We start from the raw sequence: 18,100 nt of genomic DNA on the forward strand, positions 1-18,100 counted from the left end.
GTCCCCAGAGAAGGAAAGCCAACGGGTCAGAGCTAAAGAACACGACGACGCCGAGACTGTTCCCACATCTGATGCACTGAATAGGCAGCAAGCCAACGAATGGCGAGCCGAACCCGCTCATCAGGATCAGGCAGAGACGCAATAAGCCTTAGAGCCGCTGGCACAGGGCGAGGAGTGCCCAGGTTGGCGCGTTGCTGAGCACGAGGTAATCGGCGAGCTCGGAGAGCAGCAAGCCGACGAGAAAGCCACCCAACAGGGGCGCAGTGGTCCCAAGGCGGAAGAACCGAAAACGCGCCGTGCTCATAGTCGCCGCGGAAGATTTGGCGGGTGTCGTAGGCATCATGCAAGTCCCTCCCGGTATAAGTCCATCGGTCCGCGATCACGCTGTTGGCACCCTGGCCTATGCGAGCGACCACAAGGTGAAAGAAGGGCAGGTAGCCCCACTTGCGAAAACGGTTCGTGTCGAAAATCGCGCCGAGCGCTTCACCGGCCTGCGCGATGATCCAGCCGATGAATGGAATCTTGACCTTATCCATGCGGATGCAGTTGCAGGAGTACTCGACCAGGGCTTCACGCACCTGCTTGTCGATCATCACCACGTCCTGCACGATCAAGTACACATCCCACCCCTTTTTGCGGGCATGGATCAGCCAGTCCAGCAGATCGGCGCGGCCCTTGTCCTGAAAGCTGCGACTGTTCAGCCAAGTGCCCAACTCGTCAAGAATGAGCACGCCATTCAAACTCTCGTCGTAGCTGTCGGGGTTGCCATGGCCGATCGCATCGAGGTCGAACGCCGTTGGCTTGTCGGGAATGCGCACATAGCGCCCCGGCTTCTTGGGGTTGAGCTTTTCCACGCGGATATCGAGATTGCCCGCAACGCGACGACCGGCCCACATGGCTTGTTTGGCCATCCACACGCAAAACTTCGATTTGCCGGTGCCGAGCTTGCCCTGAACAGCGTAGACAGCCATCAGAGGTTAGCCGTCACAGTGACGGCATGAGCTTGGAGTTTGTAGGTCGCCACAGCGAGGACAGCTGTCATGTAGGTGGTCATGACGGTGCCAGCAACAGGAGGGAAGGCCAGACCCAAAAACTGCCCGTACTGCGTGTTGAAAAGCAACGACAGCAAGGGCACGATCCAGCCGTTGAAGGCGGTGACAAGGCCACTGGCGAGAGCGACGAGGACCGCAACACCGGCAATACGAATGGCGAGCTTCGCGGCAAAGAGCTTCGCCAGGAAGACACCAAGACTTGAGAACAGAGCGCCAAAAAAGGCAGCGAACAGTGGCATGTCAAACCCCCGTAGTGCGCATGAAAAGGTCGATGAGGCCCCATATCCCGGCGATCACCCACAGGAGGCTCATGAGGTCGTGGATGACGGGTTGAAACTGACAAACATCAATCTCAAGATCACCGAAGGCAGGGAGCACCAGGGCGGTACAGCCCGTAGGGAAAGAGAACGTCCACGACCAACCAGGAAGCGAGATATCGCGATGGTCGCCAAAGGCATCATTTGCATCCGTTTGCACTTTGCCGAGGTCGGTATTTGCTTGCGCGAAACGCGAGTCGGCATCGGCGGCAGCAGGTGTGCCGGTTTCATCGACCTTGACAGCACAGGCAGGCAAGGGAGGTGCGCCACACACCGCGCTGGCATCCTCACCGGGAGCGCCGGGCTCACCACGCGCGCCAGTACCGCCACGACCTACCGACGCCGAAGCAGGCCCGCCCGCATTGCCTCCAGAACCGGCTGTAGGCGTCCTACCTGCACCGGTTGAGCCCGAGCCCTCACCGGACGACGGTTTGAGCCCTGCGGATGGATTGCCGGCAAGAGTGGGCTTGTCTGGAGCAGCAACGGAAGGCAATGGACTGGCAGCCGTACCGACGCACACCGTCTTACCGTTCACCTCACCAACGAAGCCAGGACAGGAGGCATTCGGCGTTAGCGGCGATGCGGCAGTGTCCCCGGAAGTAGATGACTCACCCGTGATGACCATGGAGTAGTCACAGCTAAGCCGATAGAGACCCTGTGAACTAGGCTCCTGCGAGCGATAGCAAGACTGGACCGTAGCGATGTTGCCAACACACACACCATCGTTGTAGTCGTAGAGGTCGGACGGCTGCATGAGGTAGTCATGCACAAGGTCGTTAGCGTCAGGGTTGGAGCTACGACCCCAGCCCTCGGTGCGATTGAAGGTGCGGCCCTGGCCGACAACGCATTGCGTGCTAACACATTGCCAGTTGCCCGCAGCAGCACCGGAGCCGCTGAATTTTGGGACTTGACCACCAGTACAGCTCAAGGTCTGGAAGGTCCGAAAAACGGTGCCGCGAGCAGTCCCGCCAGACTGAAAACATTGCGCGGTATCGGGGCCGCTGATGGTGGTCGAGCCGTAAGGAACGCCCCAATAGTTCGCGAGATAGTACTGACACGACTCGGCTGCGGTCTTGTGGAACACGGTTGACCAACCGGTTTGGTTTGGGTACCAGACCTCATGCTGAGTGGCAGCAAATGAGGCAGAAGCGGCGAGGGCCGCGAACAGCCCGATGATGTATCGAAGCATGTTGCGGCCCTCAGGGATCACGCTGCGCCGCGGATCTTCTTGACGTACTTGATGGCGATCATGAAAACAACGCCAACGCCCGCCAGGATCACCAGCTCGCCCGAGTAGTCGGTGACCTTCGTCGTGACGTTGGTCACAACGGCGTCGAACGGGTCAGTGCCCTGCGCGAAGGCGGAAACGCTGGCGGTTGCCAGCACGACCAAGGCCAGAGCCTTGTTTTTCAGTTTCGAGAGCATGTTGTGCCCCTTTCAAAAACACCAGTGGAACGACTGGCAGCGGTATGCCGAGGCGGCATTCTTTTCAAGCCACGGACTTGATAGCCCGGATGTACGCAGTGGTCTTACCAGCGCTGTAGCCGATGGCCCAAAGGCCAGCAGTGGCAGAAACAATCTTCAAAATCATGGAGAGCTCAATCACAGCCGGTTCCCCGAGTTAAAGCCCATGGAAAAGGCGATGAAAGGGATGCACCAGAAGATGGCTTGCATGACATGAGCGGTGTTTGACCAGTCCATCACTTTCGCCTGCGATAAAGGCACTCGCGGAAAAGAGCACCGACGAGAAAGCCAACGAAACCTGAGATGACGCACAGCGCGATGGAACGCTCGATCAACGGGCCGCAGAGGTCGAAGACTTCACCGCTCATGAGTGACCCCTGAAAAACCGACGAAGTGCAGCCGAAACCGGAATGAGCGCAGCAAAGAATCCCAACAAGGCGAGATACACGACGCCGATGCTTGCGCATAGGAGAAGCCACTCCATCACCGACCCCTGAAGGCGCCACCGTGACGAACGTACTCATCCCAGGCCGAGGCCGGGTAGGCGGGCATGAGCGTTTGAGGCGCATGCGTGTTTTGGTAGGTGTAGGTGCCGCACGCCCCGAGCAGGAGCGCGACGATGCACACCGCGTGCAGGCGGCTCATGCTCAAGCCTTAGCAGGCGCGGGTTGCTGCGGTTGCTTGCCAGCGGGCGGGGCAGGCACAAGGCCCGTGAGCATCGCGGTGATCTTCCCAGCTTCCTTACCCCAGTCGGGCACAAGGAGCGCGAACGTGGCACGGAAGGTGCCCAGCGTGACCTTGTCACGCAGTTCGGGGGTGATGACACGCGAGGACAGCATGCCGACCGTTTCGACGTTGCCGTTGTCGTCCAACAGGATGCAGCGCGCTGCGAAATGTTCGTAGGCGTCGCCGCTGCGAGCGGTGCGCTCTTCTTTTTCGACCTTGATGACTTGGATGGTGCTGGAGAAAGACATGGTGGTTTCCTTTTTCAGGTTTGAGCGGCATGAGCACCGCTAGCTGTCCCACGCGTGAAGCAGTTAGCGGTGTTCATGAGCGAGCCGCAGGGGAAGGAAGGTCCAGGGCCATCTGTGCCCAATTCGGGCGGCTCTGGGTGGCCCTCTGCGCCTTCACAGCCCGGGGAGCCCGCAAAGGTCGCGGGGCCGATTCTTGTGACGCAGAGGGCCGAACTGGAGTGCTGTCATCGTCGTTGTTCCAACGGCAATCGCTGTTGGCGCAGTAAGCCTCATCAGCGACCGAGGTCGGAGCACCGCAACGCGGGCAGTGAGTGACGAAGCGCATGCCTTCGCCAGGCTTTCCAGTGGTGGCGCGGATCATGACCAGCGCCCGGGACGAGACACGTGCGCCGTCACGTAGACGTAGTCAACGTCATCGAACTTCACGCCCTCATGGCCGCCAGTGGGCACATAGTCGGTGGCATCGAGGCTGTAGCCGTCGTCATCGAAGCACCACCAGTTGTCGCGCTCCTCGCCCATAGAGCGGATGCGCTGGAGGTTGATGGGGCAACCGACGCGTGCAGGGAGGAAGGGGACTGGCGCTTGCTGCGAAGCAGCGAAGGCCGAGAACGAGAGTTGGTGCATTGCGGGCTCCTTTACAGTGGCGAGAAAGGAGCCGACATGCCGAACTTCCAGATAGAACTCAACCGCCTCATCGTCCAGACAGCAGTGTTGGAACTGATCGCCTGGGTGGTGGGCTTTGTCGTTCTGTACTTCGTGGTTCGAGCAGCAGTCAGAGACGGCATCAACGAATCACGACTGGGAGAACGGACCGTCGCCAAACCCAGAGCCAGACCAAGCACGCACGATGGCAACACACTGCCACCGATGCACGCTGACTGAAGAAATGGGAAGGGCATTGCGGGCTCCTGTTAAGATGAATTCCCGAAATCGATAGTTATCGAATTCGGTAACGCACTTTACCAAAAGAGGTAAACATGAGCCAATTGGATATTCTTATCGATAAAGGTAATTCGATATACGGAAGCCAGAAGGAACTGGCCCGCCAGCTAGGCAAGCCGGACACTCACATATCGATGTGGAGGAAGGGCAAGCGAAGCTGCACAGCACCGGACAGAGCCGAGCTTGCAGCCGCCGTAGGAGAGAACGCGACGATTGCCGCGCTAGAAGCGGTAATCGATGGAATCGACACCACTACGCTCGCCGGAAAGAAGGCGAAAGCGGAGCTTGAGAAGGCCCTTGCGAGGGTTCGCATACTGTAATGACCGACACCGAGTACCAGGACCGCGCAGAAGCCCTGCTGCGGGCGATTGAGCTGGCCTGCGACCGCATCAACGACGACACCGATGCCGACGTCGACAACCAGAGGGTGGGCGGCATGGTCACCCTGTCGTTTGCCAACGGCAGCCAGATCATTGTCAACCTCCAGAAGCCACTGCACGAGGTCTGGATGGCGGCCCGTGCCGGGGGCTTTCACTACAAGCACGACGGCAACGCCTGGATGGATACCAAGGGTCAGGGCGAGTTCTTCGCCCATCTTTCGCGCTGTGCCTCAGAGCAGGCGGGACAGCCGCTGAACTTCAGTTCCTGAACAGATCCAGGATGCTGCGGCGTTCCTCGGTGGGCCCTGCGGGTGGCTTGTTGATGGGAACACCGTGGGCATCCAGTTCGGCAGGAGCCCCGGCAGCGCCCGGCAAGGGATCCTGCAATCCCAGGCTGTGCACACCGCGGCCCGGACCGAACTCCTCGTAATACCACTCGCCGCCCACGTTGATCACACCGGAGGGTGGTGTGTAAGACGCGACGGGAACGCCTTTGAGGGCCTCGGACATGAAGGAAATCCAGATCGGCAGGCTCAGGCCGCCGCCGGTTTCGCGGCTGCCGAGGTTGCGCGGGGAGTCGTAGCCCACCCACGCCGCAGCCACCAGCGTGGGCTGGTACCCAACGAACCAGGCATCGACCGAATCGTTGGTGGTGCCGGTCTTGCCGTACAGGTCGGTCCGCTTGAGGGTGGACTGCGCTCGCGCTGCCGTGCCGGATCGGGTGATCTCCTGCAGCAGGCTGTTCATGATGAAGGCATTGCGAGGCTCGATCGCGCGCTGCTCTTCGGTGGGGCTCACCTCGGGCGCCTCGTACAGCAGCTTGCCTTTGTGGTCGCTCACCCGAAGGATGAGGGTGGGCGAAATGCGGTAGCCACCATTGGCAAACACCGCGTAGCCGGTGGCCATCTGCATGGGCGTGACCGAACCCGCGCCCAGCGCCATCGTGAGGTAGGGCGGGTGCTTGTCGGCATCGAAGCCAAAGCGCGACACCCACTGCTGCGCACTCTGCGTGCCGACCAACTGCAGCACGCGGATGGACACCATGTTTTTTGATTTGGCCAGCGCGCGCCGCACCGACATGGGCCCCTCGAACTGACCGTCATAGTTCTTGGGCTCCCACGGCTTGCCTCCCGTCTCGCCTGCGGAGTAGAAGAGCGGGGCGTCGTTGACCACCGTCATGGGCGTCACGCCCTTCTCCAGTGCTGCAGAGTAAATGAAGGGCTTGAAGCTCGAACCGGGTTGGCGCCAAGCCTGCGTGACATGGTTGAACTTGCTCTTCTGGAAGTCAAACCCGCCGACCAAGGCAATCACCTTGCCGGATCGCGGGTCCATTGCCACGAAGGCCGATTCGACCTCGGGCAGTTGCGTGATGCGCCAGACCTTCGGGGCGGTCTGGACGACCCGGATCACTGCGCCAGGCCGTATCTTGACGTTGGGGCCCGCCTTGTCAGACAGGCCCGATTGCACGGGTTTGAGGCCTTCGCCTGTGATCTCGAACGGTTCACCGTCCTGGCGCACGGCCACCACGCGCTTGGCATTGGCTTCCAGCACGACCGCCGACAACAAGTCGTCGTTGTCCGGACGATCGGTGAGCGCCTCGTCGATGGCATCGTCGCGCGCCGCCTTGTCCTGCGGCAAGTCGATGAACAGTTCCGGGCCTCGGTAGAACTGGCGCCGCTCGTAGTCGAGCACCCCTTGGCGCACGGCGCGGTAGGCCGCGAGCTGCTCGTTCGCCTTGATGGTGGTCGTCACGACCAGGCCTCGCGTGTAGGCTTCCTCGCCATACTGGGAAACGATGGACTGGCGCACCATCTCGGCCACGAACTCGGCGTGTGGCCGGTTCGACGGGTTCAATGCCCGCAACTGGAGCTGCTCTGCCTTGGCCACCTCGGCCTCTTCGGGGGTGATGAAGCCGTTTTCCACCATCCGGTCGATGATGTGCAACTGGCGCGCGCGTGCGCGGCGCGGATTCTTGACGGGGTTGTAGGCGGAAGGGGCCTGGGGCAGGCCAGCGAGCATGGCCGCTTCTGCGATCGTCACATCCTTCAGAGACTTGCCGAAATAGATCTGCGACGCCGCGGAGAAGCCGTAGGCGCGCTGCCCCAGGAAGATCTGGTTCATATAGATCTCGAGGATCTGCTCCTTGGTCAGCATGTGCTCGAGCTTGAACGTCAGCAGCACCTCGTAGATTTTTCGCGTGTAGCTCTTTTCGGCGGACAGGTACACATTGCGCGCCACCTGCATGGTGATGGTGGAGGCGCCCTGGCTCTTGGCCTGCCGCAAGTTGGCCAGCGCCGCACGCAACATGCCGCGGTAGTCGACGCCATTGTGTTCAAAGAAGCGCGCGTCTTCGATGGCCAGCACCGCGTTTTTCATCACGGCGGGGATTTCGTTGATGGTGAGCAGGTTGCGCCGCTCTTCACCGAACTCGCCGATCAGGGCCCCGTCGGAAGAGATCACGCGCAGAGGCAACTTGGGCCGGTAGTCGGCCAAGCCAGCGACCTCCGGCAGATTGGGGTAGGCCACCGCAAGCGCGATGCCCACTGCCATCAACACGCACGCAACACCCGCCACCGCCAGTCCGGCCAGACCCACCACCAAGCGACCAGCCCAGATGAGTGCAGTGCGCCCAGTCAATACTGACGTGTCGGAGGGGCGAGTCGAGGAAGTGTCGTTCTTGGGCATGCAGTCGTTCGGAGCCGGAGCCCGTGATTATAAAAATCGGGATGTCGCGCCCGGTGAGGCTCAACCGGCATATTGTGAGTTGTTGTGTATTTCTCGGCCAGATGGCCGATGAAGCGGTGAAACCGGGTCCAGAATGCGTATGCTTTTGACAACGTTTCCGTTTGTCTCAAAGGCAAAAAATCTTTGCTGGACAAGGGGCTTACTGCTAGCATTCAAGTGAATTATTAAGTTTGGCGACGCCTGTCGCCATCATTTTTGGGGGCCACCTTGATCTCATTGGGGTCGTTATTCAGCCGTGAACCGGCGCCCTTGTTGGGCATCGATGTCAGCTCATCCAGCGTCAAATTGGTGGAGCTGAGCCGCAACCGTTCGGGCGACCTGGTGCTGGAGCGTTGCGCTATGGAACCCCTGGAGCGAGGTTGGATTACCGACGGCAACATCGAGAAGTTCGATGAGGTCGCCGAAGCGGTGCGCCGCGTGGTCCGCAAGAGCGGCAGCAAGACCAAGAACGTGGCGCTCGCCTTGCCCGCGTCGGCCGTGATCACCAAGAAAATCATTCTGCCGGGCGGCCTCTCAGACAAGGAACTCGAGGCCCAAGTCGAATCCGAAGCCAATCAATACATTCCGTTCTCCCTGGATGAGGTCAGCCTTGACTTCTGCGTGATCGGTCCCAGCGCCAATTCGGTGGGCGATGTGGAGGTGCTGATCGCAGCCTCGCGCAAGGAAAAAGTCTCCGACCGACAGGGGCTGGCCGAGGCGGCCGGGCTCAAGCCGGTGGTGATGGACGTGGAGTCCTACGCCTCCCGCATGGCTGCGGGACGGGTGATTGAAACCTTGCCCAACCAGGGCGTGGACTCGCTGGTGGCTTTGTTCGAGGTGGGGGCCTTGACCACCAGCATGCAGGTGATGCGCAACGAAGACGTGCTGTACGAGCGCGACCAGGCCTTCGGGGGCGCGCAGCTGACGCAGCTCATCGTGCGCCAATACGGGTTTTCGTCGGACGAGGCCGAGGCGAAGAAGCGCTCGGGCGACCTTCCCGACGACTACCGTTCTGCGGTGCTCGACCCTTTCATCGAGAGCATGGCGCAGGAAGTTGGCCGCGCCCTTCAGTTTTTCTTCACCAGCACGCCTTACAACAAGGTTGATCACATCCTGCTCGCGGGCGGTAGCGCGGCTTTGCCGGGTTTGACCGAGGCCGTGACCCATCAGACCTCGTTCGCCTGCATGGTGATCAATCCCTTTGACGCCATGGAAATGGCGGCCTCCGTTCAGGCGCGGAAGATGTCCCGTGAGGCGCCGTCTTATCTGACGTCCACCGGGCTGGCGCTGCGGAGGTTCTACCAATGATCCTCATCAACCTGTTGCCTCATCGCGAGGCGGCCCGCAAGCGGCAAAAGGACCAGTTCTTCACCCAGCTCGGCTTGTCCGCGCTGTTGGGTGGGATGATCTGCGGTGCGGTTTTCACTTGGTATCAAGGGCAGATTTCGGCGCAGCAGGATCGAAACGCTTTTCTTCAAGGTGAAATCACGAAGCTTGATGCCGAGATCAAGGACATCGCCAACCTGCAGCGCGAAATCGCTTCCTTGCGCGCCCGCCAGACGGCGGTGGAAAACCTGCAGGGCGACCGCAACCTGCCCGTGCATCTGCTCGATGAGCTGGTGGCTCAATTGCCTGAAGGGGTTTATCTCACCAGCATGAAGCAGGACAACCAGAACGTGTTGCTCGTGGGTGTGGCTCAGTCGCAGGAGCGCGTTTCCGATCTGCTGCGCAACCTGTCCAACAACAGCCCCTGGCTGGTCCGGCCGGATCTGGTGGAAATCGTCGCGGCCAGGCCGGTGGCGGGAAACCGTGACCAGCGCCGAGTCTCGAATTTCACCATCCGTGTTTCGCTGAAACGCCCTTCGGCGCCTCCCGCCGCCGCGCCAGCCGCGCAGCGCAAAGTCTGAACTGGGGATCGCGCAACATGGCAAGAACGCCCAATATCGCAGTGGATTTCAAGGGAATCCAGGACAAGCTCAAAGCCCAGTTCACGGGACTCGATCCCAACGACCCCTCGCAATGGCCCGGGCTGCCCCGGAACCTGTTGTTTGTGGCGGTGTGCGCGGCGGTGGTCGCCGCACTCTGGTTTGCCTGGCTCAAGAACTCGGACGAGGAGCTGATGGCCGAAAAGGCGCGCGAGGTGCAATTGCGCGACGACTATCGCAAGAAGCTCGTGCAAGCCGTCAACCTGGATGCCTTGCGCAAGCAGCTCGAGCAGGTGCAGCAGTACGTGACGCAGCTCGAGAAGCAGTTGCCCAGCAAGGCCGAAATGGACGCCCTGCTGTCTGACATCAACCAGGCCGGACTGGGCCGCAGTTTGCAGTTTGAGCTCTTTCGCCCAGGGCAGGTGAGTGTCAAGGAATACTACGCGGAGTTGCCGATCGCGGTGCGTGTCACCGGGACCTACCATGACATCGGTCTTTTCGCCGCCGACATCGCCAACCTTTCCCGCATCGTCACGCTCAACAACCTGACCCTGACACCCATCAAAGATCGGGAGGGGGTGCTGACGCTGGATTGCACGGCAAAGACGTTCCGCTACCTGGATCAGGAAGAGATCGCTGCGCAGCAAAAGTCGGCTGCGCCAAAGGGAGCAAAACCGTGATGCACCGTCGATGGATCTCAACGGGCGCCACCATGTTGCTGGCATCGACACTCGCTGCGTGCACGTCGTCCGGTCAGGACGAGCTGAAGGTCTGGATGCAGACGGAGCGCAATTCGATCAAGCCCTCTGTCCAGCCCATTCCCGAGCCCACCAAGTTTGTTCCTCAGGCCTACCTCGGCGAGCGCCAGATGCAGCCCTTCAGCGAAGAGAAGCTGGCGAGTGTGCTGCGCGGCAGCCAGTCGGCGCCCGTGGCCAATGCGGCGCTCCTTGAGCCTGAATTGAACCGGCGCAAGCAACCTCTCGAAGCTCATCCGCTGGATGCGATGACCATGGTGGGCAGTCTCAACCGCGATGGAAAACTGGTGGCGCTGGTGAAGGTGGATAGCCTGCTGTACCAGGTCCGGCCCGGCAACTACCTGGGGCAGAACTACGGGCGTGTCACGCGCATCACCGAGACCGAAGTCGTGATGCGCGAGATCGTGCAGGATTCGGCGGGGGAATGGATCGAGCGCGCCGCGGCGCTGCAATTACAAGAGGGTGCTTCTAAATGAACAAGCCAAACAGGGCAGCGGGATTCGCCGCATTGGGACGGGGGATGCTCAAAGGGGCCGTGCTCGCCTGCGTGTTGTTGACCAGCGCGTGGGCGCAGGCGCAGAACGCGATCCAGTCCATCACGGGGGGAATCCAGGGGGGCGTGGAGGTCATTCGCATCAACACAACCCAGCCTCTGGCTGCCTTGCCGACGGGCTTCACCATTCAGGCCCCTGCGCGCATCGCACTGGATTTTCCTGGCGTGGCCAACGCCATCGGCCGCAACGCGGTGGACATCAACGAAGGCAATCTTCGCTCAGCCAACGTGGTCCAGGCCGGGGACCGCACGCGCGTGGTCATCAACCTGAAGCAGGCGGCCGCCTACGAAGCAAAGATTGATGGCAAGACCCTTCTGGTGGTGCTGGAGCGTTCTCAGCCAGTGAGCGCCACGACGTCGCCACCGTCGGCCTTTGCCGAAAACCGCAATCGCGACGTGGCCGCGTTGCGGGACATCGACTTCCGCCGCGGCGTGGGCAATGCGGGTCGCGTGGTGGTCGAGTTGGCCAACAACCAAGTGGGCGTGGACATTCGTCAGCAGGGTCAAAACCTGATCGTCGAGTTTCTCAAGACCTCGCTGCCGGAAGGCCTGCGCCGCCGCCTGGATGTCAGCGACTTCGGTACCCCCATTCAAAGTGTCACCACTTCGCAGGCGGGGGATCGCGTGCGCATGGTGGTGACCCCGACGGGCAACTGGGAGCATTCTGCCTACCAGAGCGACAACCAGTTCGTGCTGGAGGTGCGTGAGCAAAAGGTCGATGCTTCCAAGCTCACCCAGGGACCGGGTTACAACGGCGAGAAGTTGTCGCTCAATTTCCAGAACATCGAGGTGCGCTCGCTGTTGCAGGTGATCGCCGACTTCACCAATTTCAACATCGTCACTTCCGATTCGGTCACCGGTTCGGTCACTTTGCGACTCAAGGACGTGCCTTGGGACCAAGCGCTGGACATCATTCTGCAGGCCAAGGGCCTGGGCATGCGAAAGTCCGGCAACGTGCTGTGGATCGCGCCCAAGGATGAAATCGCGGCCCGCGAGAAGCAGGAGCTGGAATCGAAGGTATCGATTGAAAGCCTGGAGACCCTGAGGACGCAAGGTTTCCAGATGAACTACGCCAAGGCCGCCGACATCGCAGCGCAGCTCACGTCAGCAGGTAGCGGTGGCAGCGGTTCGGCCAACGCCCGCATCATCTCCGATCGTGGCAGCGTGATTTCCGAACCCCGGACCAACCAGCTTTTCGTGACGGACATTGCATCGCGCCTCGAGCAAGTGCAGGAATTGATCCGCAAGCTCGACATTCCGATCCGCCAGGTGATGATCGAAGCGCGCATTGTCGAAGCGGACGACACCTTTGGAAAATCCCTGGGCGTGCGCTTGGGTGGTGGTGTGCGCGGCTTCGGGGTGGGTTCGGCCAATGGCAACCCGATCCAGGGCAACTTTGGTTCCAACTACGGTGCTGCGTCTTCGCTCACGGGCCCCGCGCTCACCTCGGCGCCTTTCGTCAATTTGCCTGCCAACCCCAGCACGGCGCAGGCTGCGTCGTTTGCGCTGTCGCTGTTCAACCCCAGCGCTTCACGCTTCCTCAGCCTTGAAATTTCGGCGCTCGAATCCGACGGCAAGGGGCGCATTGTCTCCAGCCCGCGGGTGGTGACCGCCGACCAGGTCAAGGCCTTGATCGAACAGGGTACGGAGTTCCCGTACCAGACGGCCACCTCCAGTGGTGCCACGGCGATTGCGTTCCGCAAGGCCAACCTGAAGCTGGAGGTGACACCTCAGATCACGCCCGAAGGCAACATCATTCTGGACTTGGACATCAACAAGGACAGCCGGGGCGAGTCGACGCCGGACGGGATCGCGATCAACACCAAGCACGTGCAGACGCAGGTGCTGGTGGAGAACGGCGGAACGGTGGTGATCGGTGGCATCTTCGAGCAGACCGAACGGGATGAGGTCAACAAGGTGCCTTTGCTGGGTGACTTGCCGGCAGTGGGCAACCTGTTCAAGTCGCGCAACCGCATCGCGAACAAGTCCGAACTCCTGATCTTCATCACGCCACGTGTTTTGGGGCGCTCGGCGATCAATTGAGCGGTTCATCGAGCTATTTGATCGGCTTGCCGGGATCCGGCAAGTCGACTGTCGGGCGCCAGCTGGCCCGACGCCTCGCTCTCCCCTTCTTCGACTCCGATCACGTGATCGAGCAGCGCCTGGGCTGTTCGATCCGGGAGTTCTTCGAGCGGGAGGGCGAAGCGCGCTTTCGTGACCTCGAAGCCTCAGTCATCGATGAGTTGACCCAAGGACCTGTGGCCATCGTGTCCACCGGGGGCGGCTCCGTGTTGCGGCCAGAGAACCGCGAACACCTGCACAAGCGCGGCAAGGTCTTCTACCTGAAGTCCACGCCGGAAGAGGTGTACCGCCGGTTGCGTTACGACCGCAACCGCCCCTTGCTGCAGGTCGAAGACCCGTTGCAGCGCATTCGCGATCTGTTCGACGTGCGCGATCCGCTCTACCGGGAAACCGCTCATTTCGTCATTGAAACCGGCCGCCCCTCCGTGGCGACCTTGGTCAACATGATCGTGATGCAGCTTGAGCTCGATGGGGCGGTACCGCCCAATGTCAAGCTTCGACCGGATCCCGATACGCCCTAGCGCCGTTGCGACCCGCGGGACGCAACCGAATAAACTTGGCGCCCATGACCTCAAAGCACACGGCCCCAAGTTTCCAACAGGTGGACATTGATCTCGGCGATCGCAGCTATGGCATCGTGATCGGTGCCGGTCTGCTGGACGCGCCCGAGAGTTACGCCGGTCTGCCCAGCGCCGCCAGCGCGATGATCGTCACGAACCAGACCGTGGGACCCTTGTACCGGGACCGTCTGGTCGAATCGTTGTCATCGCAATACAAGGTCATCCACACCGTGGTGCTGCCCGACGGCGAGGTGCACAAGACCTGGGAATCGCTCAATCTCATTTTTGATGCCTTGCTGTCCCACGGTTGCGATCGCAAGACGGTGCTCTTTGCCCTGGGTGGCGGTGTGGTGGGCGATGTAACGGGGTTCGCCGCTGCAAGCTATATGCGAGGCGTCCCGTTCGTGCAGGTGCCGACGACCTTGCTTGCGCAAGTGGATTCGTCCGTGGGTGGCAAAACGGCCATCAACCATCCATTGGGCAAAAACATGATCGGGGCCTTTTACCAGCCTCGGCGTGTGCTGTGCGACCTCGATGTCCTCAAGACCCTGCCGGTCCGGGAACTCAGCGCGGGGCTGGCTGAGGTCATCAAGTACGGACCGATCGCCGACATGGCGTTCCTCGACTGGACAGAGGCCAATATGGACGCCCTCATGGCACGAGACCCAGGCGCGCTTGCCTTCGCCGTGCGCCGCAGCTGTGAGATCAAGGCCGGTGTGGTGGGGCAGGATGAACGCGAGTCGGGCATGCGCGCAATCCTCAATTTTGGCCACACTTTCGGGCACGCCATCGAGGCGGGCATGGGCTATGGCGCCTGGCTGCATGGCGAGGCGGTGGGTTGCGGCATGGTCATGGCTGCGCGCCTGTCCGCCGCCCTGGGTCTGGTAGACGATGCCTTTGTCGAGCGCCTCACGGCCCTTGTGCTTCGCGCGGGCTTGCCTGCAGTGGCGCCAGTGCTGGACGCCCGGGACAACGTAGGTCGCTATCTGGAACTGATGCGGGTGGACAAAAAGTCCGAAGGTGGGGCGATCAAGTTCGTGGTGATCGATGGTCCGGGGAGGGCCGTTGTGCGTGGGGCTCCCGATGCAATGGTGGCGCGGGTGATCGAAGCCAGTTGCCGGGCCTGATGGCCGTGTCCAACGCTGCTTTGCCAGCCGGACTGGCGGACTTCGCCTGCGACCCGGCGCGCAGCCGGGGCCGCCGCCATCCCGAACCCGAGGCGCCGACCCGCACGGCTTTCCAGCGTGACCGGGACCGCGTGATCCACTCAACCGCGTTCAGGCGACTGGTCTACAAGACCCAGGTGTTTCTGAACCATGAGGGCGACCTGTTCCGCACCCGTCTGACCCATTCGCTCGAGGTCGCTCAACTGGGCCGCAGCATCGCGCGTTCGCTTCGCCTCAACGAAGACCTTGTTGAAGCGATCGCCCTGGCGCATGACCTGGGGCACACACCGTTCGGCCACGCCGGACAGGATGCCCTCAACGCCTGCCTGAAGGCCGCGTCTGCGCAGGCCGCCCCCGGTGACACGGACAGCTGGGGGTTCGAGCACAATCTTCAGAGCTTGCGCGTGGTCGATGAACTGGAAGAGCGTTACCCCGCATTCGACGGGCTCAACCTCTGTTTCGAGACGCGTGAAGGTATTCTCAAACACTGTTCGAAGGCCAATGCCCAGCGGTTGGAGCAGCAGGAGCCGGGGGGCGTGGCAGCGCGCTTTCTCCAGGGAGGGTCGCCGTCGCTGGAGGCGCAGTTGTGCAACCTGGCCGACGAGATTGCCTACAACGCGCACGACATCGACGACGGTGTGCGCTCGGGCTTGCTGACCCTGGACCAAATGGCCGACGTGGAGCTGTTTGAACACTACCGTCGCACGGCCCTGGTGGCGCATCCGAAGCTTCAAGGGCGCCGTCTGTTGTTCGAATCCATTCGTCTCATGCTCAGCGACCAAGTCTATGACGTCATCGACACCACGCGTGAGCGGCTCGCGTCGGCTGCGGTCGACAGCGTGGAAGCGGTGCGCATGGGCGCACCGCTGGTGGCCTTCTCCGATGGGATGAAAGAGCGCTCACAGGTGCTCAAGCGTTTTCTCTTCCGCAACCTCTATCGGCATCCGCAGGTGATGGAGACCACCGACAGGGCGCGCCGCGTGGTCAGTGACCTGTTTGATCGCTACATGAACGCGCCGGGTGAGTTGCCCGAAGCGCATGGGCGCAAGCAGCACCTGGCACGCGCGGTGGCGGACTACATTGCAGGCATGACGGACCGATTCGCCATCCGCGAACACGAGCGTCTGTATGGCGCGGTGCTGTTCCCATGACGGCGCCGACTGGTCTCGCTCCCAGACCCCTTGCGGTCCTGGTGGTTGGCGTGGGCGTGACCTGCGCCTTGCATGTGGGCAAGCTGCCGGTCGCCATACCCGTGCTGCGTGAAAGCCTGGGTCTCAGCCTGGTCCAGGCTGGTTTCCTGCTGTCGCTGGTGCAACTCGCCGGCATGACGTTGGGCCTCGTGGTCGGGCTGATGGCCGATCGCTTGGGACCGCGCCGTGTGATGCTGGCGGGGCTGTTGCTGCTCGCGGTGGGGAGCGCTTTGGGTGCCCTTTCCCCCAACGTTCACGTGTTGCTTGCCACGCGCGTGATCGAGGGCATGGGATTCCTGTCGGCGGTTCTGCCGGCACCCGGCTTGCTGCGGCAGCGTGTGCACCATGCTCCCACGCTGTCCCGTTCGCTGGGGTGGTGGGGCGCTTACATGCCACTGGGCACCTCGATGGCCCTGTTGCTCGGCGTGCCTTTGTTGTCTGCCGTCGGGTGGCGCTGGGCCTGGTTGCTGCTGGCGCTGCTTTCCTTGCTGGCAGCGGCGGGATTGGCCAAGTGGGTGCCCCCCGATGCACAGGCGGGTGCGGCGCCGGTGGCGACCGCCCTGGGCCCGCGACTGCGGCGCACGTTGAAGGCCCCCGGGCCGTGGCTGATGGCTCTGGCGTTCTTCCTGTATTCGGGGCAATGGTTGGCCGTGGTCGGCTTCCTGCCGACGATCTACCACCAGGCCGGCTACACGGGGGCCACGGTGGCCATGCTCAGCGCCCTGGCGGCGGGCATCAACATGGTCGGCAACATCGGCGGGGGGTGGTGGCTCGCCAGGGGCGCGCGGCCAGGCGCGGTGCTCGCGCTGGCCTACATGGCCATGGGCGCAGGCGCCTGGGTGGCCTTTGGCGCAGAGGGTCACGCGGTGGCGCAGTACCTTGCCGTGCTGATCTTCTCCGGAGTAGGCGGGCTGATTCCCGGGACGCTGTTCGGGCTGGCGGTCAAACTCGCTCCCGACAACGAGACGGTATCCACCACGGTGGGCTGGATGCAACAGTTTTCGGCACTGGGGCAATTTCTCGGGCCGCCGCTGGTGGCCTGGGTGGCCACCCTGGTCGGCGGTTGGCAATGGACCTGGACGGTGACCGGTGCATCCTCGTTGCTGGGGGTGTTGCTCGCCAGCCGATTGCAGGCAGTGTGGCGCACCCGACCATAATCGAAGCCGGACTCTCCGTCGCCGCTTCGCGGTGACGCCCACCTGACCGCACCATGGCCCGACTTCCCCGCCTGACTGTCGCCGGCTACCCGCACCACGTCATCCAGCGCGGCAACAACCGCCAGGACATTGTGCGCAGTGACGCCGATCGTGAATTTCTGCTGGAGCTGGTGGGTGAAAGCGCGCGCCAGCATCAGGTCGCGCTCAACGGTTATGTGTTGATGGACAACCATTTCCACCTGCTGCTCACACCGGAAACGGTCCAAGGCGTGCCGCTGATGATGCAGGCCGTCGGACGGCGCTACGTGCGTTACTTCAACGACCGCTATCACCGCAGCGGTACGCTCTGGGAAGGGCGTTACAAGTCCACGCTGGTTCAGACCGAACGCTATCTGCTCGCCTGCATGGTCTACCTGGACCTCAATCCCGTGCGCGCCGGCCTGGTGGCCGACCCCAAGAACCATCTCTGGTCCAGCCACCGCCACTACATCGGCCAGGCATCGGACCGGCGGATCACGACGCCTCCCGTGTACTGGGGACTGGGCAACACGCCGTTTGCTCGTGAAGCTGCCTACACCGACTTGGTGCATTCAGGGCAGACGGCGGCCGAGCAAGGTGCCATTACGGACGCCACGCTGCACGGGTGGGCGCTCGGGGATGCGGCATTCGCAGCCGAGTTGCAAAAGCGCACCCCGCGACGGATCGCTCGTGGGCGCCCGGGTCGTCCCGCGTCCCGCCCCCCCGAAGACCCATGAGCCAAGGCGTCCCGCCAGGCTCCACAGCCTTTTGACTCATTTTTAATCTGTCCCCATTAATATCTTACCGGTGATGATTGCTGTTTAATTGGAATCTGACCCCA

The 18,100-nt window shown here is 62.0% G+C and carries 22 protein-coding genes; 13 read left to right on the forward strand and 9 right to left on the reverse strand.

From position 1 onward, the window contains the following. Positions 1 to 32: 32 nt before the first annotated feature. The 8 genes from KIT86_RS10000 to KIT86_RS10035 all read right to left on the reverse strand — a co-directional run bounded on the left by KIT86_RS10000 (position 33) and on the right by KIT86_RS10035 (position 4,431). The gene (locus KIT86_RS10000) at positions 33 to 971 is read right to left on the reverse strand and encodes a zonular occludens toxin domain-containing protein (RefSeq protein ID WP_297397829.1); all 939 of its coding nucleotides are present in this window, start codon (positions 969 to 971) and stop codon (positions 33 to 35) included. Then, the gene (locus KIT86_RS10005; protein WP_297397831.1) at positions 971 to 1,291 is read right to left on the reverse strand and encodes a DUF5455 family protein; all 321 of its coding nucleotides are present in this window, start codon (positions 1,289 to 1,291) and stop codon (positions 971 to 973) included. Before KIT86_RS10005 ends, KIT86_RS10000 begins: the two co-directional genes overlap by 1 nt. Before the next feature lies 1 nt (position 1,292). Continuing rightward, on the reverse strand, positions 1,293 to 2,558 hold the full coding sequence (locus KIT86_RS10010; protein WP_297397833.1) for a hypothetical protein: 1,266 nt from the start codon (positions 2,556 to 2,558) through the stop codon (positions 1,293 to 1,295). A 17-nt stretch (positions 2,559 to 2,575) separates the two neighbouring features. After that, complete coding sequence (locus KIT86_RS10015) at positions 2,576 to 2,794, reverse strand: hypothetical protein (RefSeq protein ID WP_297397835.1); 219 nt, start codon at positions 2,792 to 2,794, stop codon at positions 2,576 to 2,578. A 275-nt stretch (positions 2,795 to 3,069) separates the two neighbouring features. Further along, a complete protein-coding gene (locus KIT86_RS10020) occupies positions 3,070 to 3,201 on the reverse strand; it encodes a hypothetical protein (protein ID WP_297397837.1) in 132 nt (43 codons plus the stop codon). A gap of 115 nt (positions 3,202 to 3,316) precedes the next feature. Further along, positions 3,317 to 3,478 carry a hypothetical protein gene (locus tag KIT86_RS10025; RefSeq protein WP_297397839.1) on the reverse strand — a complete coding sequence of 54 codons (162 nt, stop codon included), beginning with the start codon at positions 3,476 to 3,478 and terminating at the stop codon, positions 3,317 to 3,319. A gap of 2 nt (positions 3,479 to 3,480) precedes the next feature. After that, the gene (locus KIT86_RS10030; RefSeq protein WP_297397841.1) at positions 3,481 to 3,807 is read right to left on the reverse strand and encodes a hypothetical protein; all 327 of its coding nucleotides are present in this window, start codon (positions 3,805 to 3,807) and stop codon (positions 3,481 to 3,483) included. Between the two features lie 357 nt (positions 3,808 to 4,164). Beyond that, complete coding sequence (locus KIT86_RS10035; RefSeq protein WP_297397843.1) at positions 4,165 to 4,431, reverse strand: hypothetical protein; 267 nt, start codon at positions 4,429 to 4,431, stop codon at positions 4,165 to 4,167. Positions 4,432 to 4,467: 36 nt separating this feature from the next. Between KIT86_RS10035 and KIT86_RS10040 the strand changes: the two genes are divergently transcribed. The 3 genes from KIT86_RS10040 (at position 4,468) to cyaY (ending at position 5,398) form a co-directional block, all read left to right on the forward strand. Next, on the forward strand, positions 4,468 to 4,689 hold the full coding sequence (locus KIT86_RS10040) for a hypothetical protein (RefSeq protein WP_297397845.1): 222 nt from the start codon (positions 4,468 to 4,470) through the stop codon (positions 4,687 to 4,689). Positions 4,690 to 4,784: 95 nt separating this feature from the next. Next, complete coding sequence (locus KIT86_RS10045) at positions 4,785 to 5,069, forward strand: hypothetical protein (protein ID WP_297397847.1); 285 nt, start codon at positions 4,785 to 4,787, stop codon at positions 5,067 to 5,069. After that, positions 5,069 to 5,398, forward strand: coding sequence for an iron donor protein CyaY (cyaY, locus tag KIT86_RS10050; protein WP_297397848.1), 330 nt, complete (start codon positions 5,069 to 5,071; stop codon positions 5,396 to 5,398). The genes KIT86_RS10045 and cyaY overlap by 1 nt, the downstream gene beginning before the upstream one ends. Here cyaY and KIT86_RS10055 read toward each other — a convergent pair. Next, positions 5,388 to 7,679, reverse strand: coding sequence for a penicillin-binding protein 1A (locus tag KIT86_RS10055; protein WP_297397851.1), 2,292 nt, complete (start codon positions 7,677 to 7,679; stop codon positions 5,388 to 5,390). The genes cyaY and KIT86_RS10055 overlap by 11 nt on opposite strands. A gap of 402 nt (positions 7,680 to 8,081) precedes the next feature. On the opposite strand from KIT86_RS10055, the gene KIT86_RS10060 reads away from it, so the two are divergent. The 10 genes from KIT86_RS10060 to KIT86_RS10105 are packed head-to-tail and all read left to right on the forward strand — an operon-like array spanning position 8,082 to position 17,996. After that, positions 8,082 to 9,161, forward strand: a complete 1,080-nt coding sequence (locus KIT86_RS10060; RefSeq protein WP_297397853.1) for a pilus assembly protein PilM — start codon at positions 8,082 to 8,084, stop codon at positions 9,159 to 9,161. Next, on the forward strand, positions 9,158 to 9,760 hold the full coding sequence (locus KIT86_RS10065; protein ID WP_297397855.1) for a PilN domain-containing protein: 603 nt from the start codon (positions 9,158 to 9,160) through the stop codon (positions 9,758 to 9,760). Before KIT86_RS10060 ends, KIT86_RS10065 begins: the two co-directional genes overlap by 4 nt. Positions 9,761 to 9,777: 17 nt before the next feature. After that, positions 9,778 to 10,458: a type 4a pilus biogenesis protein PilO gene (locus tag KIT86_RS10070; protein WP_297397857.1), complete on the forward strand. Its 681-nt coding sequence runs from the start codon at positions 9,778 to 9,780 to the stop codon at positions 10,456 to 10,458. Next, positions 10,458 to 11,009, forward strand: coding sequence for a pilus assembly protein PilP (locus KIT86_RS10075; RefSeq protein WP_297397887.1), 552 nt, complete (start codon positions 10,458 to 10,460; stop codon positions 11,007 to 11,009). Before KIT86_RS10070 ends, KIT86_RS10075 begins: the two co-directional genes overlap by 1 nt. A 44-nt stretch (positions 11,010 to 11,053) precedes the next feature. Further along, positions 11,054 to 13,129 carry a type IV pilus secretin PilQ gene (gene pilQ / locus KIT86_RS10080; RefSeq protein ID WP_297397889.1) on the forward strand — a complete coding sequence of 692 codons (2,076 nt, stop codon included), beginning with the start codon at positions 11,054 to 11,056 and terminating at the stop codon, positions 13,127 to 13,129. Next, entirely contained in the window at positions 13,126 to 13,689 is a 564-nt protein-coding gene (locus KIT86_RS10085) for a shikimate kinase (protein ID WP_297397859.1), read from the forward strand. Before pilQ ends, KIT86_RS10085 begins: the two co-directional genes overlap by 4 nt. 44 nt (positions 13,690 to 13,733) lie before the next feature. Then, positions 13,734 to 14,855 carry a 3-dehydroquinate synthase gene (gene aroB, locus KIT86_RS10090; RefSeq protein WP_297397861.1) on the forward strand — a complete coding sequence of 374 codons (1,122 nt, stop codon included), beginning with the start codon at positions 13,734 to 13,736 and terminating at the stop codon, positions 14,853 to 14,855. Beyond that, on the forward strand, positions 14,855 to 16,045 hold the full coding sequence (locus tag KIT86_RS10095) for a deoxyguanosinetriphosphate triphosphohydrolase (RefSeq protein WP_297397863.1): 1,191 nt from the start codon (positions 14,855 to 14,857) through the stop codon (positions 16,043 to 16,045). Before aroB ends, KIT86_RS10095 begins: the two co-directional genes overlap by 1 nt. After that, a complete protein-coding gene (locus KIT86_RS10100; RefSeq protein WP_297397865.1) occupies positions 16,042 to 17,241 on the forward strand; it encodes a CynX/NimT family MFS transporter in 1,200 nt (399 codons plus the stop codon). Before KIT86_RS10095 ends, KIT86_RS10100 begins: the two co-directional genes overlap by 4 nt. 53 nt (positions 17,242 to 17,294) lie before the next feature. Continuing rightward, positions 17,295 to 17,996: a transposase gene (locus KIT86_RS10105; RefSeq protein ID WP_297397867.1), complete on the forward strand. Its 702-nt coding sequence runs from the start codon at positions 17,295 to 17,297 to the stop codon at positions 17,994 to 17,996. Positions 17,997 to 18,100 lie beyond the last annotated feature (104 nt).

Origin of the sequence: Hydrogenophaga sp., from assembly GCF_026125825.1 — a bacterium.
GTDB lineage: Bacteria > Pseudomonadota > Gammaproteobacteria > Burkholderiales > Burkholderiaceae_C > Hydrogenophaga.